The sequence below is a fragment of the Desulfopila sp. IMCC35006 genome, assembly GCF_005116645.1.
GTDB lineage: Bacteria > Desulfobacterota > Desulfobulbia > Desulfobulbales > Desulfocapsaceae > Desulforhopalus_A.
The window spans coordinates 147674-162531 of the sequence record NZ_SWCM01000004.1 but is presented as its reverse complement, the minus strand read 5'-3'; the positions used below and the strand labels follow the sequence as shown (position 1 = coordinate 162531).

Here is a 14858-nt window from a genome sequence, read left to right as displayed (position 1 = left end):
CTGTCAGTTCCCGGTAAAGTGAGGTTTTCTTTTTTCGCTGAAGGCGTTTATTGCCTCCATCAGATCGCTTGAAGGAATAATATTTGCGCTGACTGAGGCGACGTATTTCAAGCCGTCGTCGGTGGATTTGCCAACACCATAATTGAGCACGTCCTTGGATGCCTGGACAGCCAGGGGCGAATTGTCGGCAATTTCGTCCGCCAGCTGTTGTGCCTGGACCATGAGTGTTGCGGGGTCGGGGTACACTGCATTGACCAGGTGGATTTCTTTTGCCCGGCTGGCGGTAATGGTTCTCGCCGTATAGGCGAGTTCACGGGCATGCCCCTGGCCGACGATGAGGGGAATTCTCTGCAGCACCCCCACATCAGCGACAAAGCCAACAGCCGCCTCTTTGAGGGAGAACTGCGCATCTTCTGAGCAAATACGGATGTCACAGGCGGTTGCCATATCCAGACCGGCGCCGACGCAATGGCCATGGATGGCGGCGATAACCGGCTTTCGGCATTTTTCAATGGCCGAGATGCCGTCCTGGAGGTGTTTAATTTTCGGCAGCAACTTCCATTTCGTGCCCCCTGTCTGGTTTTTATCCATAAGTTCGGTCAATTGTGGGACCATGCCCATGAGATCGATACCGGCTGAGAAACAGGAGCCTTTGCCGGCAAGGATTACCACCCGGATCGCCGGGTCGTTGTCAAGAGCTGCAAAAATATCGACGGGTTCAGTCCACGCCGCCGGACCCATGGCGTTTTTCTTTTCCGGGCGATTCAAAAATACCCAGGCCACAGGCGGCTTTTTTTCTACCAGGTAAAAAACTTCTTTGCTCATTGGTGTATCCTTTTATTGGAAGATTGTATGGACAAAAGTAGTGCAGTTTTGCAATGTAACAAGGAGGCTCGAGAGTTCCAGCACATAATTGTGAAAGGAGAGAGCAGGGAAGGCATGGGCTTGCACAAACCCGCCGCTTTCTTAAAGTATACCTCTCGGCTATAACCGGTTGTCTCGCGGCTGGGAAATATTATTTTGTCGGTTTGATGGGAGAGGGTATGTTGAAGATTGCCATTCTGGTCCGAGAGGAAACAACAGCTCGATGCACCGGCCATGGATGTTTGCGGAGCTTTTTTGCCAAAACCGAGAGTTTCTCCCGCTATCGCGGTGTCGACATCGAATTGATTGGATTCTTGCACAGTGGCGGGGATCTGGATTATAAATTGGCAAAGATGAAGGAAGCCGGCGTGCAGGTGATTCATGTGTCAACCTGCATGCGGGGCAAACACCCCGGGTATGAGGAATTGGTCAAAAAGATAAGCGTAGATTTTGACGTGGTCGGTTATACGCACGGTTCCGAACATGGTAAAATAATAAAAACCGTTTCTGTCACCGGAAAATACATTTAGCATCATGCTGAAATCATGAATAATTTCTTATGTACCCTGGCATTTCGAGATGTTATCACCGCCAACCTTGCCAGCTTCTCAAAAATCAGTCTCGAGCCTGGAGAGCTCAGGCGGGCGGCCGTGGCCCTCACTATCGTTGATTACCGTGGGGAGGGTGGCCTGTTCAGCCTTGGAGATACCCCGGACACCAGTGCGGCAATCATCCTTACCAAGAGGGCCGGAGGATTGAAAAATCATGCTGGTCAATGGGCCTTTCCCGGTGGCAGAATCGATCCGGGGGAAAGCCCTGACCAGACGGCGTTTCGCGAACTTGAAGAGGAGGTCGGCCTTCGCCTTCCCGAGAATAGACTCCTCGGGTGTCTGGATGATTTCATTACCAGGTCGGGATTTCACATCACCCCTCTGATAATCTGGGGCGGCACAGTGCCGCACCTCTATAAAAACGAACAGGAAGTGGCTTCAATCCACAGAATCCCCTGCGAGGAACTCTTCCGACCAGATGCGCCTGTTCTGCAAGGGGGAGCAGGAAACGGCCAACCTGTTCTCTTCATGCCGGTGGGCCACACCTGCATCGCCACCCCGACCGCGGCCATGCTGTATCAATTTCGCGAGGTGGCACTTGCCGGAAGAGCAACAAGGGTTGCCCATTTCGAGCAACCCTTGTTCGCCTGGAGTTAATCCATTTTCCAGCTTATTGCTGCATTTGATTACCACTAAAGTTCAGCCCAGAAGGTCCAGAGGGATATGAGGTGACCTCTGCACGGGTGTTCTGCAGCCTGGATGGCTGCGGTCAAGCCCCCAGGGATGGGTTTATGGCGTCCCGTGAAAAGGTTGCCTTATATCCCTATATAGCAGTGGTTTAGTGGTAATCACATTGCTGTAACTTCTTTTTTTACATGTTTCTTCTGTATTGCCCGCCGACCTCGTAGAGGGCATTGGTGATCTGCCCCAGGCTGCAGTGCTTGACCGTCTCAAGGAGTTCCTCAAAGATATTGCCGCCGCTGAGAGCCACATCTTTCAGACGATCAAGGGCGGCGGGGCAATCCTCTTTATGTCTGGCATGAAAATCGGCCAGTCTGGCTATCTGTTCGTCTTTTTCCTCGTCGGTGGCCCGCGCCAGTTCCAGGGTTGCCGCCTGGGCATCGATATCCAGATCCGGGTTGCGGAAGGTGTTGACCCCGATGATAGGATACTCGCCGGAATGTTTCAGCCGCTCATAGTACATTGATTCTTCCTGGATCTTGCTCCTCTGGAACCCGGTCTCCATGGCGCCGAGTACCCCGCCCCGGTCGGTGATCCGGTCAAAGAGATCAAGAACCGCTTCTTCGACCAGGTCGGTCAGTTCCTCGACAATAAAGCTGCCCTGATTCGGATTCTCGTTTTTGGCCAGGCCCCACTCCCGGTTGATGATGAGCTGGATGGCCAGGGCACGGCGAACCGACTCGGAACTGGGCGTGGTAATGGCCTCGTCATAGGCATTGGTGTGGAGACTGTTGCAGTTATCGTAGATGGCACAGAGCGCCTGCAGGGTTGTTCGGATATCGTTGAACTGAATTTCCTGGCAATGCAGGGACCTGCCGGAGGTCTGGATATGATATTTTAACCGCTGGGAAGAAGATGACGCCCGGTATTTCTCTTTCATTGCCACAGCCCAGATGCGTCTGGCCACACGGCCAATGACGGTATACTCGGGATCCATGCCGTTGGAGAAGAAAAACGACAGGTTCGGCGCAATCTGATCGATATCCATACCTCTGGCCAGATAGTATTCCACATAGGTGAAGCCGTTGGACAGGGTGAGGGCCAGCTGGGTAATCGGGTTGGCCCCGGCTTCGGCGATATGGTAGCCGGAGACGGAGACCGAATAGAAATTCTTGACGTCTTTGGCGATAAAATACTCCTGGATATCACCCATCATTTTGAGGGCGAATTCAATGGAGAAAATGCAGGTGTTCTGGCCCTGGTCCTCTTTCAGGATATCCGCCTGGACGGTTCCGCGAACATTGGACAGGACCATGGCTTTGATTGCCTCGTACTCGGCCTTATCGGGTTGCCGGCTTTTTTCAGCAACAAAATTGGCCACCTGCTGGTCGATGGCGGTGTTCATGAACATCGCCAGTATGATCGGTGCCGGCCCGTTGATGGTCATGGATACCGAGGTGGTGGGCGAGCAGAGTTCGAAACCGTCGTAGAGCAGTTTGACGTCATCAAGCGTGCAGATGCTGACTCCGGAGGTGCCGATCTTGCCGTAGATATCCGGGCGGATGGCCGGATCCCAGCCGTACAGGGTGACCGAGTCAAAGGCGGTTGACAAGCGCTTGGCCTCGTAGTTGGCCGAAAGCAGTTTGAACCGCCTGTTGGTCTGGGCCGGGCCGCCTTCTCCGGCAAACATCCGGGTGGGGTCTTCGCCGGTGCGTTTCAGGGGAAAGACGCCGCCGGTATACGGAAAGTAGCCGGGCAGGTTTTCTTTGCGCAGCCAGATATAAACATCGGCCGGATCGGTAAATTTCGGCAGGGAGATCTTGGGAATTTTCGAGTGCGACAGGGACTCTGAATACAGCGGCACGCGGATTTCCCGGCCGCGAACGGTATAGATCAGCTCGTCACCGCCATAGGCCTTCTTTGTTTCTTCCCAGGTCGTCAGGCTGTCTTCAGTCTCACGGTCCACTGCCTTCGCCGCCAATTCGGCCTCAGTCTGCAGAATTGTCAGGGCGCGATCGATATCCTCTCCCTGTTTTTTGCCAAGCAGCTCAATGGTCTGCCGGATATGGTAGTTTTGCCGCACTGCCTGAGCCTGCACTATCGACCTGTTATGATAGTCGCGAATGGTGGCAGAAATTTCAGAGAGGTAGCGGAGCCGTTCCGACGGTATGACGATGGATTTTGAGGAGGATGTCTTCTGTGGTGGTTTGGGCAGGCCGGGCTGTAGATTAAGACTGGTGTTTTTCGCGAGCTGTTCGATGATGCCATGATAAAGCGCGGTAATGCCATCATCGTTGAATTTGGAAGCAATGGTACCGAACACCGGAAAATCTTCTGCTGCGGTCGTCCACTGTTTGCGGTTTCTCTGCACCTGTTTCCTGATGTCGCGGATGGCATCGTCGCTGCCTTTTTTCTCGAATTTGTTGACCACGATAAGGTCGGCATAGTCGAGCATATCGATCTTTTCCAGTTGCGAAGGGGCGCCGTAATCGCTGGTCATTACATAGATCGAGATGTCGGAGATGTCGGTGATCTTTGAGTCACCCTGGCCGATACCCGCGGTCTCGGCGATGATCAGGTCAAAGCCTGCGGCCTTGACAACCTGGATGGCCTCCGGCAGGGCCTCGGAAATTTCGCTCGCCGAATTTTGCGTAGCGAGGCTGCGCATGTAGACCCGGTCGGAACTGCTGATTGAGTTCATGCGGATCCGGTCGCCGAGAAGGGCACCACCCGTCTTTCGCCTGGATGGATCGCAACTGATAATAGCGATTTTAATATCTTTGATATCATGGAGAAATCTGACAATTATTTCATCGGTCAGCGAGGATTTGCCCGCACCGCCGGTGCCGGTAATGCCGATAACCGGCGGATTGTTTTTTTCGGCCAGAGGCGCAAGCATTGCCGTCAATTCCTGCAACTTGCCATTGCCACCGGCTTTTGCCTGCTGCACCGCCGAAATAAACCCGGCGATAGTCTTGGGGTTGGTACAGCGCAGTTTTTCCGGACGCAGCTCATGGAAGGGCAGAGTCGGAAAATCGAGGAGCTGGATCATATGGTTGATCATTCCCTGCAAGCCCATGGACGCACCATCTTCCGGGGAGTAGATTTTCGCCACCCCATAGGCCTCAAGTTCTTTTATCTCTTCGGCAACAATGACGCCGCCGCCGCCGCCGAACACCTTGATATGGGAGGACTCCTTTTCCTTCAGCAGATCGATCATGTACTTGAAGGCTTCCATATGTCCGCCCTGATAGCTGGACATGGCGATGCCCTGGGCGTCCTCTTCAATAGCGGTGTCGACCAGTTCTTGGACCGATCTGTTGTGCGCCAGATGGATAACTTCCACGCCAGAATCCTGCAGGATTCGCCGCATGATATTTGTCGAGGCATCGTGACCGTCAAAAAGAGACGTGGCGGTGATAACTCTGACAACGTTCTTTGGTCGGTAAATTTCAACATCCGCGTACATGGTTGCTCCTTCGTCGTTACTTATTTGTGTCCTCAAGAAAGCTCATGATAAATTTTGTCTGTTGTTCAATGTACTGTTCAATCGTGAAATTCTTGGCAAAATACCAGCGCCGGAAAGCCCATATGTGGCCGATCACCGAGATGTTGTGACCAATCAGATTGATGGTGTCGTCGTCCAGTTGCGGCAGTTTGCCCAGCTCCCGGAGTTCGCGCATTGCCTCGATAAAGAGATTGGTAATGCGCAATTCCGCTTCAAGGACCTTTTCCTGCCATTTCAACGGGAGAAAATGGGTGACCTGGTACATCAACAGCACATGGTCGCTCATCCGGTCGCAGACCAGGAAAAATTCACGAATAACCTCGGCGAGTGCGGCTTTGCCAACGGTTGGGCGGGCAAGCGCTTCCTTCACCCCTTGTTCAACTTCGGTATGAATGGCGATACAAACCAGGTATAAAACATCATCCTTGGTGGATACATATTCGTACAGTGAGCCGATAGAAAGTCCGGTTTCCTTGGCCAGAGCCCGGGTCGTGGTTTTGTGATAGCCGTTCTCTATAAACAGCTTCACCGCAGCGTCAACAATCTGGCGCCGGCGTTCTTTCACCAGCTCCTGGTTTTTAATATGGGTTACAACTTCAGGTGATTCTGTATCCTTGTCCTGCATTTAATTCTCTCCCAGAGATGTCATTTTTGTGTAATGTTGCTCAGTGTCAAATCAACAGCCGTGAGAAGGTATACAAAAATCCCCGAGAACAAAAGCGAAATTTCAATACCCTGCAGGAAATCAGCGTCTTCAGCAGGGTGTCATTCGTTTTTACCAAACACTTACCTCAGCAGCGCCGCACCGATGACCAGGCGTTGAATCTCACTGGTTCCTTCATATATTTCGGTGATCTTGGCATCCCGCATCATCCTCTCGACCGGGAAATCTCTGGTGTAGCCATACCCGCCGAGAATCTGGACCGCCTGGGTAGTTACTTTCATTGCGGTCTCACTGGCCATTAACTTGGCCATGGCTGAAGCCTGGGAATAAGAAAGACCGTGGCTGGCCTTGTAGGCGGCGTTGTAAATGAGAAATCGTGCTGCCTCTGTCTGCGTCGCCATATCGGCGAGCTGGAACTGGACGCCCTGGAATCTGCCGATAGGGCTGTCGAACTGTTTGCGTTCTTTGGCGTAATTTACCGCGACATCAAGAGCCCCCTGGGCGATGCCTAGGGCCTGGGAAGCTATCCCGATTCGGCCGCCATCAAGGGTTTTCATCGCAATTTTGAAGCCCTGTCCCTCTTCGCCGAGAAGATTTGCCGCCGGAATGGCGCAGTTTTCGAAAATCAGCTCCAGGGTAGGGGAGCTGCGAATGCCTAATTTCTGTTCTTTTTTGCCAAAGGAAAATCCCGGCGTTCCTTTTTCAACGATAAAGGCGCTGATGCCGTGGTGCTTTTGTGCGTCCTTGTCGGTTCTGGCAAAAACAACATAGGTTTCCGCTTCCCCGCCGTTGGTGATAAAAATCTTTGTGCCATTGAGAATCCACTGATTGCCTTCCTTGAAAGCAGTAGTTTTGGTGCCGCCGGCATCAGAGCCTGCTGCCGGTTCGGTGAGGCCGAAGGCGCCCATTTTTTCCCCTCTGGCCAGCGGGGCGAGATACTGCTGCTTCTGTTCTTCCGTGCCGAAAAGGTAAATAGGGTTGGCACCGAGGGAGAGGTGGGCGGAAAGGGTCACGCCGGTCGATGCGCATACCCGACTCAGTTCTTCGACAGCGATCGAATAACTGATGTAGTCTGCTCCAGCCCCGCCATATTCTTCCGGGAAGACAATACCGGTCAGGCCGAGTTCCCCGAGTCGGTCAAACATCAGGGCGCGGTCAAATCGTTCTTCTTCGTCACGAATTTTTGCGGTCGGCGCCACTTCGGCAACGGCAAATTCACGAACCATATCGCGAATAAGATTCTGTTCTTCAGTTAATTCAAAATTCATGGATTCTACTCCGGAGAAACTGGGTTGGTTAAGCACCCAGGGAGAATATCCCTGGGTGTCTGTAGCGGTTACTTCTTTGATTTCGAGCTCAACTCAGGAAAATCACTGTAAAAGTATTCTTGTTTTTCGGATTGATCGCCTTTTTCCTGACGATCGATTTCCTGCTGGCGTAATTCAACCCGGCGAATCTTGCCGCTCAGAGTTTTCGGAACCTGTGGGACAAACTCGATAATTCTCGGGATTTTGAATTTAGCCAGGATCTTTATGGTATGTTGGAACAGCTCAAGGGCAAGTTCTCTTGATGGCTTCTGATTCTGCTTGAGTATGACAAAAGCCTTAACGAGCTGGTGCCGCTTTTCATCCGGCACCCCGACGATGGCTGATTCGGCGACAGCCGGATGCTCAAGAATGGCGCTTTCCACCTCAAAAGGACCGATACGAAAATCCGAGGATTTAATAACATCGTCGCTGCGGCCGACAAACCACCAGTAGCCGTCTTCATCGATCGAGGCGCGATCGCCGGTGTAATAATAGTTGTTCATAAAGACGCTGGCCATTTTTTCCGGAGCGCCGATGTATTCGGTAAAGAGACCGATCGACCGCCATTTATCGAGCTTGACGACGATATGGCCAGGCTCGTTGGGGACAGTGAGCTCCTTGCCTTCATCATCCACCAGGGCCACATCGTACATGAATGATGGATGGCCGAAGGAGCCGCTTTTCATTTTGCCGTTCATCCAGGGATGGTTGCCGATCATGGCCGTTGATTCGGTCTGGCCATAAAAATCGCGGATCTCTGTGCCGGTGAGCGCCTTCCACCGGGTGATGACTTCAGGGTTCAACGGCTCGCCGGCGCCGATTGACTGGCGGAGGTTGGAAAAATCAAACTTGGAGGTATCGAGATTGATGAACATACGCCAGGCGGTCGGCGGGGCGCAGAAGGTGGAAATTTTATGGGTGGTAATCATCTTCAGGTATTTATCGCCATCCAGCACGGTAAAGTTGAACCCGGTGGCGGTGGCACCCACGTTCAGCGGCCCAAAGAAACTTGACCAGGCCCACTTCGCCCAGCCGGGAGCGCCAAGGTTATGGTGAATGTCGCCGGTTTGTATGCCGGTCATAACCGAGGTGGAGAGATGGCCCAGAGGGTAGGAGGTGGCGGTATGGCCAACCCTCTTCGGCAGTCCGGTCGTCCCGGAGGTGAAGAAGCAGAAAAGCAGGTCGTTTGACTTCGTCTTGGCGGGCTCCGCCTCTACCGGCTCTTTGGCAAGCTCGGTATAGCTGGTCCACCCGGCTTTTTTGCCGCGAACCAGTTTGATTTTTGGCGTCATCTGGGTCGTTTTCAGGGCGGCATCGATGATATCGGTATAGATTTCTTCGGCGAGAATCGAATCGGGCGGATAGGTCTGGAAGCGGAATTCGAGCTCTCTTTCCGTCATGGTGGTGGCCGTCGGTACGGCAACAAGCCCGCCTTTAATGCTGGCATAGCTGGTAAACCAGGTCTCCGGGACGATCGGCACCATCATGTACATATTATCGCCTTTTTTGACACCTGCCTTTCGCAGTCCATTCAAACATTGGTTGCCTTGAGCGGCAAATTCGCGATAGGTGTAGCTTTTACTTTCCTCAGTGTTGATGTCAGCCCAGATGAAGGCCTTTTTGTCACCTCGCTCCTTGACGTGCAATCCTTCAAAAATCTCGTCGGCCCAGTTGAAATATTCCGGGAGTTTCATGTAGTTGAGTTTTTCAAAAAAAGCCTTCGCAACATCCTTTTTCTGGTCATTATCATCCATCATGTTGAGGTCCATTACTTCTCTGTACAGATCTGCCATGCCCATAGGTGACTCCTTACAGTTCAGGTTTCTGAATGATGAAGGGTGCTGAAAACTTCTCCCTCGGATGCCGAATGCACAACTGAGCGCTCGGTCGGTTTTGTCGTCGAACTAAATAATAATTGTTGATGTTTGTCAAAGGATTTTTTTATCCTTTATCTGGATGGAGTAAAAAAAATGATTTTCAGCTACTTTTTTCAGGTAGGGTTTATGGTCGTGGGCCCGGATGATTTTACCGGAGCAATATTTTATAGTTTTCAGCTGAAAATGATTGACAAAGTGCTGTCGGTAGATAAACATGAAGGCCGATTGAGCGCTTGGTCGGTTTAGTTTTGGTCCATGCAAACTCCACTGCGTGCGTTATAGGTTTGCTGGAACATGAGGCCATATAAACCGGCTTGAGACAAACGATTCTGAAAATGAGGCGGATTATGAAAAAGGCGGTAATTGTCAGTGCGGTACGGACACCTTTCGGCAGTTTTGGCGGAACTCTCAGTAAAATAGGAGGAACGGATCTCGGCGCCCTGGTGATTAAAGAATCGGTTCTTCGGGCAGGAATAGATAAATCGCTTGTCAACGAATGTATCATGGGCATGGTTCTCCCCTGCGGCTATGGTCAGAATCCGGCCAAGCAGGCGGCCATCAAGGCTGAGTTGCCGCAAGAGGTGGAGGCATTCACGGTCAACAAGGTGTGTGGTTCGGCCCTCAAGGCGGTCATGCTCGCGGCCCAGGCTATCCAGTGCGGCGACGCCGAGGTGATCGTCGCAGGGGGCATGGAGAGTATGAGCTCAGCGCCATACTATCTAGAGAAGGCCAGGTGGGGCCACCGCATGGGTCCCGGGAAGATCGAAGATCATATGGTCCATGATGGGCTCTGGGACGTCGTCAATGACTTCCATATGGGCATGTCCAATGAACTGAGTAGTGAGAACTGGCAGGTGACCAGAGAAGAGCAGGATCGTTTTGCGGAAGAATCGTACCGGCGTGCACTTAGCGCGGTTCGGGCGGGAGTCTTCAAAGATGAGATTGTTCCGGTGCCGCTTCCCGCAAAAAAAGGGGAGATAACCTATTTTACCACCGATGAATGTCCCCAGGAGACCAGTTTTGCCAGTTTACAGAAGATGCGTCCGGCCTTTAAAAAAGATGGTGTCGGTACCGCCGGCAATGCCTCGATCATAAGTGATGGGGCCGCCGCGGTCGTGGTGATGAGCAAGGACAAGGCCAAAGAGCTGGGCTGCACCATCCTGGCTGAAATCGGCGCCCAGGCCTCGGCGGGGATCGAACTCAAATATGTGCTTATGGCGCCTATTCTGGCTATTCCGAAAGTGCTGAAAAAAGAAGGGGTCTCCCTGGCAGATATCGATCTGTTTGAGATCAACGAGGCCTTCAGCGGCACGTCGGTTGCCATAAATAAGGTGCTGGAGCTTGACCCGGCCATTGTCAATGTCAACGGGGGGGCAGTCGCCCTGGGCCATCCCATTGGTGCCAGCGGCGGCCGGTTGCTGGTGACCTTATTGCATGAAATGGGCCGGAGAAATGCCAAAAGGGGATTGGTCTCACTCTGTCTCGGCGGCGGTGAGGCTGTAGCAATGGTAGTCAACAGATGAAGGCTTTTTACGTAATCATCGCTTTGTGAAATTGTAAGAAATCATCAATTGGATAAGCGTCTTTTATTGTGCGGGGGAGCAGATGGAAATAAAGAAATTTGGTGTTGTCGGTGCCGGCCAGATGGGCAATGGTATTGTCCAGGTGGCGGCGACCAGTGGCTTAGATGTGTTGATGAGTGATATCAACAAAGAATTTACCGCCAAGGGATTGGCCACAATTGAGAAAAACCTCGCCCGGAGTGTCGAAAAGCAAAAGATCACCGGCTCCGAACGGGATGAAATTCTTGCCCGCATCTCGACCACTACCGATCTCGCCGATATGGCCGGGGTAGATTATGTCGTGGAGGCGGCCGTTGAACGGGAGGACCTCAAATTTAAGATTTTTCAGGATCTGGATACGTTTTGTCCGGCGCATGCCATTCTCGCCAGCAATACCTCTTCTATTCCTATCGGCCGTATAGCCGCCCAGACGAAACGACCGGACAAAGTGATCGGCATGCATTTCATGAATCCGGTGCCGGTAATGAAGCTGGTTGAGGTCATCAAAGGTCTGGCGACCAGTCAGGAAACCTTTGATATCACCTGGTCTCTTTGCCAGAAATTCGGCAAAACCGCAGCAGTAGCCAATGATTTCCCGGGTTTTATCGCCAATAGAATATTGCTGCCGATGATCAACGAGGCTGTTTTCTGCCTCTATCAGGGAGTCGGCAAGGCAGAAGATATCGATACGGTGATGAAGCTTGGCATGAATCATCCCATGGGGCCGCTGGCCCTTGCCGACCTGATTGGCCTGGATACCTGTCTGGCCATTATGGAAACTCTTTATGACGGGTTCAAGGATTCCAAGTACAGACCATGCCCGCTGCTGCGCAAATATGTAGAGGTTGGCTGGTTGGGCAGAAAGACCGGCAGAGGCTTCTACCAATACTGATGGCTAAGGAAAAAGCCGGATCTCCTTCGTTGTCCCCCAAGGGCACTTCCTTTGGGCGTATATGAAGCTTTTTACTTGGCCATCTTGAAATTGGACATTACTACTGGTTCCCATGCGCCGCATAGGAACCAGCCTTAAGGGCAATGTGTCAGGAGAGAAGATGGCAAGCGACAGTGTATGTGTTCCGAGTGAGGAACTGCAATCCAGGCTGGCAAAACTGCAAAAGTCCCTGGCGGAAAAAGGCATCGATGGGGCCCTGATCGTTCAGAAAACCGATCTTTTCTATTTTGCGGCAACATCGCAGCAGGGCTGGCTTTATGTCCCTGTGGCCGGAAAACCGATGCTGATGGTCTTTAAGGAGTATGAACGGGCATGTCGGGAATCTCCGCTTGAAAATATTGTTTCTCTGGTCAGTCTAAAGGAGATTCCGGCCATTCTTGCCCGCTACGGGTATCAGCCGCCGGCTGTTTTAGGCCTGGAACTCGATGTCTTGCCGACCAACCTGTACTTTCAGTATAGGGCCAATTTTAAAGACGCACGGATTGAAGACATTTCCCTGGAAATCCGCTTGATTCGGGCGGTGAAATCGGAGTTCGAACTCGAAAAAATCAGGGCTGCCATTAAATTATCGGATACTGTTGCCGCCCATGTGCCGGAGCTGCTCGTAGTCGGAAAGACCGAGGTTGCCCTGGCCGGGGAACTGGAAGCGTATGCCCGAAGTCTTGGTCACCAGGGAATTGTCCGAATGCGGATGTGGGGCAGTGAGCTGTTTTACGGTCATCTGATGGCCGGCGATGACGCTGCTGTTGGCAGTTACCTGGCTTCTCCAACCGGTGGGACCGGGGTAAGCAGTGTCATCGGGCAGGGCGCTGGATTTAGAAAAATTGGTGCCAATGAACCGGTGTTGGTCGATTATGTCTTCGCTCTTGATGGATATATCTCCGATCATACGCGGATTTTTTCTATTGGTCGACTCTCCGCCGAGCTTGAAGCGGCCCATGAGGCAATGCTTGAAATACAAAACGAAATGAAAGCCCAGGCCAGACCCGGCGCAGTGACCGGAGAGCTTTATGAGCTGATGGTCTCGCTGGCTCAGAAAAAAGGGTATGCAGAAAATTTTATGGGAGTTGGGGAGAAACGAATTCGTTTTACCGGCCATGGGGTTGGTCTGGAACTCGATGAGTTCCCCTTTATTGCCAAGGGCCAGCAGCTTGAGCTGCAAAAAGGGATGGTCATAGCTTTTGAACCAAAAACAATTTTCCCCGGTCGAGGAGTTGTCGGTATCGAAAACACCCATCTGGTAACGGAAGACGGTCTCGAATCGCCCAGCAGATTTCCAGATGAAATAACTGTTCTGCCATAACGGCACGGATATATCGATCCATCAGACAAAGGAGGGAGTATGTCAATCCAGGCCAATAATGCCAGCGAGCTGGACTCGCGGGAAACTGCTCGTTTTATCGTCGATCTTTTTCATCGGCTGATTATCCATCACGGACTCTGGTTTGCCGAAGTGAAACATCAGATGGGTATGGAGAAAGCGCTTGAAGCATTGAGCAGCAGTTCCAGAAAGAGTTTCGGGATTCAGATGAAGCATCTCTCCGAGCTTTTCGGTTTTACCATGGAAGACGGCGTTCCCTCGTTTCTGCTCGACATGGACAGTGATACCCTCAATAGACTCAAAGACCGAATGGCCAAAAACTGGCTGGTCAACGATGGTGTCTGGTTTCAGACGATTGAGTTTTCCTCTGGCATGAACGATGCCAAACGGTGTAATGATTCCTGTTGGGCACAATTTTCGCCGGTTGAAGCCAAGTCGATCAGTGCTTTTCTCGGCTTGCCGGAAAACCCGGGACTTGAAGGGCTGAAAAAGGCCCTGGGCTTCAGAATCTATGAAAGCATCAACAGTCAGTCGATTGTCGAGGAAACACCAACCAGCTTTGTTTTCCAGATGAATCGCTGCCGCGTTCAGGACGCACGAAAACGCAAAGGACTCGATGATTATCCGTGCAAATCGGCGGGACTCGTTGAGTATACCTATTTTGCCAGTGCGATTGATAAAAGAATACGCACCGAATGTCTGGGCTGTCCTCCGGACAAACACCCGGATGAATGGTATTGTGCCTGGAAATTTATCCTCGAGCCATAAATCACTTATTTAATTAACGGAGAATTGCAGTGGACTATACGAACATACTGGTAGAAAAAGACAAGACTTTAGCCATAGTAACCATCAACAGGCCCAAAGCACTCAATGCCCTGAATAAAACAACGCTGGAGGAGCTGCTCGCATGTTTTACTGAGCTGAGCGGGGACCGGACGATAAAAGTGGTGATTATAACCGGAGCCGGGGAAAAAGCCTTTGTCGCCGGTGCGGACATTGCCTTTATGCAGGGGCTGACCCCTGATGAGGGGAAGGTGTTCGGCAGGCTTGGCCATACCGTTGCCCGGACCATTGAAAATCTGCCGCAACCGGTTATCGCGGCAATAAACGGCTTTGCCCTGGGCGGCGGCTGCGAATTGGCTCTCTCCTGCGATATGCGCCTGGCCAGCAACAATGCCAAGTTCGGGCAGCCGGAGGTGAACCTCGGCATCATTCCCGGTTTTGGCGGCACCCAGAGGCTGCCGAGGCTGATAGGCAAGGGGCTGGCCTGTGAGCTCATCTATTCCGGCAAGATAATCGATGCCGCTGAAGCCAGCCGGATCGGGCTGGTCAACCGGGTCGTCCCCCAGGAGAAACTTATGGCAGAATGTCGGGAGCTGGCCGCATTAATCGGTTCCCGCGGGCCTGCCGCAGTGCAGCTTTGCAAGGAAGTGGTTAACAACGGCATGGAAATGGATCTGACCAGGGCCTGTTCCTATGAAGCGGATCTTTTTGCCCTCTGTTTTGCCGGGAGCGAACAGAAAGAAGGGATGGCCGCCTTCCTGGAAAAACGTCCACCTCAATTTTAG

Annotated in this window: 13 protein-coding genes; 8 read left to right on the top strand and 5 right to left on the bottom strand. The window is 52.2% G+C overall.

Annotation, left to right across the window (positions count from 1 at the left end):
• Positions 1-3 precede the first annotated feature (3 nt).
• On the bottom strand, positions 4-825 hold the full coding sequence (locus FCL47_RS09045) for a crotonase/enoyl-CoA hydratase family protein (RefSeq protein ID WP_136813176.1): 822 nt from the start codon (positions 823-825) through the stop codon (positions 4-6).
• 218 nt (positions 826-1043) lie between these two features.
• On the opposite strand from FCL47_RS09045, the gene FCL47_RS09040 reads away from it, so the two are divergent.
• Both FCL47_RS09040 and FCL47_RS09035 read left to right on the top strand, forming a co-directional pair.
• On the top strand, positions 1044-1394 hold the full coding sequence (locus tag FCL47_RS09040) for a CGGC domain-containing protein (RefSeq protein WP_205747265.1): 351 nt from the start codon (positions 1044-1046) through the stop codon (positions 1392-1394).
• Between the two features lie 15 nt (positions 1395-1409).
• Positions 1410-2072 carry a CoA pyrophosphatase gene (locus FCL47_RS09035; protein WP_136813175.1) on the top strand — a complete coding sequence of 221 codons (663 nt, stop codon included), beginning with the start codon at positions 1410-1412 and terminating at the stop codon, positions 2070-2072.
• A gap of 214 nt (positions 2073-2286) precedes the next feature.
• Here FCL47_RS09035 and icmF read toward each other — a convergent pair whose 3' ends face one another.
• From icmF to FCL47_RS09015, 4 genes are all read right to left on the bottom strand, one after another.
• The gene (gene icmF / locus FCL47_RS09030; RefSeq protein ID WP_136813174.1) at positions 2287-5565 is read right to left on the bottom strand and encodes a fused isobutyryl-CoA mutase/GTPase IcmF; all 3279 of its coding nucleotides are present in this window, start codon (positions 5563-5565) and stop codon (positions 2287-2289) included.
• Between the two features lie 16 nt (positions 5566-5581).
• The gene (locus FCL47_RS09025; protein ID WP_136813173.1) at positions 5582-6229 is read right to left on the bottom strand and encodes a TetR/AcrR family transcriptional regulator; all 648 of its coding nucleotides are present in this window, start codon (positions 6227-6229) and stop codon (positions 5582-5584) included.
• 161 nt (positions 6230-6390) lie between these two features.
• Positions 6391-7536, bottom strand: a complete 1146-nt coding sequence (locus FCL47_RS09020; protein ID WP_136813172.1) for an acyl-CoA dehydrogenase — start codon at positions 7534-7536, stop codon at positions 6391-6393.
• A gap of 68 nt (positions 7537-7604) precedes the next feature.
• The gene (locus FCL47_RS09015; protein ID WP_136813171.1) at positions 7605-9374 is read right to left on the bottom strand and encodes an acyl-CoA synthetase; all 1770 of its coding nucleotides are present in this window, start codon (positions 9372-9374) and stop codon (positions 7605-7607) included.
• Positions 9375-9545: 171 nt separating this feature from the next.
• Between FCL47_RS09015 and FCL47_RS24375 the strand changes: the two genes are divergently transcribed.
• The 6 genes from FCL47_RS24375 to FCL47_RS08990 all read left to right on the top strand — a co-directional run bounded on the left by FCL47_RS24375 (position 9546) and on the right by FCL47_RS08990 (position 14858).
• Complete coding sequence (locus FCL47_RS24375) at positions 9546-9698, top strand: hypothetical protein (RefSeq protein WP_153306363.1); 153 nt, start codon at positions 9546-9548, stop codon at positions 9696-9698.
• 101 nt (positions 9699-9799) lie between these two features.
• Positions 9800-10975, top strand: a complete 1176-nt coding sequence (locus FCL47_RS09010; protein ID WP_136813170.1) for an acetyl-CoA C-acetyltransferase — start codon at positions 9800-9802, stop codon at positions 10973-10975.
• Positions 10976-11057: 82 nt separating this feature from the next.
• On the top strand, positions 11058-11906 hold the full coding sequence (locus FCL47_RS09005; protein WP_136813169.1) for a 3-hydroxybutyryl-CoA dehydrogenase: 849 nt from the start codon (positions 11058-11060) through the stop codon (positions 11904-11906).
• Between the two features lie 160 nt (positions 11907-12066).
• Positions 12067-13269 (top strand): Xaa-Pro peptidase family protein, encoded by a 1203-nt coding sequence (locus FCL47_RS09000; RefSeq protein ID WP_136813168.1) that lies wholly within the window; start codon positions 12067-12069, stop codon positions 13267-13269.
• 39 nt (positions 13270-13308) lie between these two features.
• Positions 13309-14055: a DUF6125 family protein gene (locus FCL47_RS08995; protein WP_136813167.1), complete on the top strand. Its 747-nt coding sequence runs from the start codon at positions 13309-13311 to the stop codon at positions 14053-14055.
• 29 nt (positions 14056-14084) lie between these two features.
• Positions 14085-14858 (top strand): enoyl-CoA hydratase-related protein, encoded by a 774-nt coding sequence (locus tag FCL47_RS08990; RefSeq protein WP_136813166.1) that lies wholly within the window; start codon positions 14085-14087, stop codon positions 14856-14858.

Bases quoted from the DNA above. Each gene is read 5' to 3' on its own strand.
- FCL47_RS09045 (WP_136813176.1), bottom strand. From the start codon at position 825: ATGAGCAAAGAAGTTTTTTACCTGGTAGAAAAAAAGCCGCCTGTGGCC.
- FCL47_RS09040 (WP_205747265.1), top strand. From the start codon at position 1,044: ATGTTGAAGATTGCCATTCTGGTCCGAGAGGAAACAACAGCTCGATGC.
- FCL47_RS09035 (WP_136813175.1), top strand. From the start codon at position 1,410: ATGAATAATTTCTTATGTACCCTGGCATTTCGAGATGTTATCACCGCC.
- icmF (WP_136813174.1), bottom strand. From the start codon at position 5,565: ATGTACGCGGATGTTGAAATTTACCGACCAAAGAACGTTGTCAGAGTT.
- FCL47_RS09025 (WP_136813173.1), bottom strand. From the start codon at position 6,229: ATGCAGGACAAGGATACAGAATCACCTGAAGTTGTAACCCATATTAAA.
- FCL47_RS09020 (WP_136813172.1), bottom strand. From the start codon at position 7,536: ATGAATTTTGAATTAACTGAAGAACAGAATCTTATTCGCGATATGGTT.
- FCL47_RS09015 (WP_136813171.1), bottom strand. From the start codon at position 9,374: ATGGGCATGGCAGATCTGTACAGAGAAGTAATGGACCTCAACATGATG.
- FCL47_RS24375 (WP_153306363.1), top strand. From the start codon at position 9,546: ATGATTTTCAGCTACTTTTTTCAGGTAGGGTTTATGGTCGTGGGCCCG.
- FCL47_RS09010 (WP_136813170.1), top strand. From the start codon at position 9,800: ATGAAAAAGGCGGTAATTGTCAGTGCGGTACGGACACCTTTCGGCAGT.
- FCL47_RS09005 (WP_136813169.1), top strand. From the start codon at position 11,058: ATGGAAATAAAGAAATTTGGTGTTGTCGGTGCCGGCCAGATGGGCAAT.
- FCL47_RS09000 (WP_136813168.1), top strand. From the start codon at position 12,067: ATGGCAAGCGACAGTGTATGTGTTCCGAGTGAGGAACTGCAATCCAGG.
- FCL47_RS08995 (WP_136813167.1), top strand. From the start codon at position 13,309: ATGTCAATCCAGGCCAATAATGCCAGCGAGCTGGACTCGCGGGAAACT.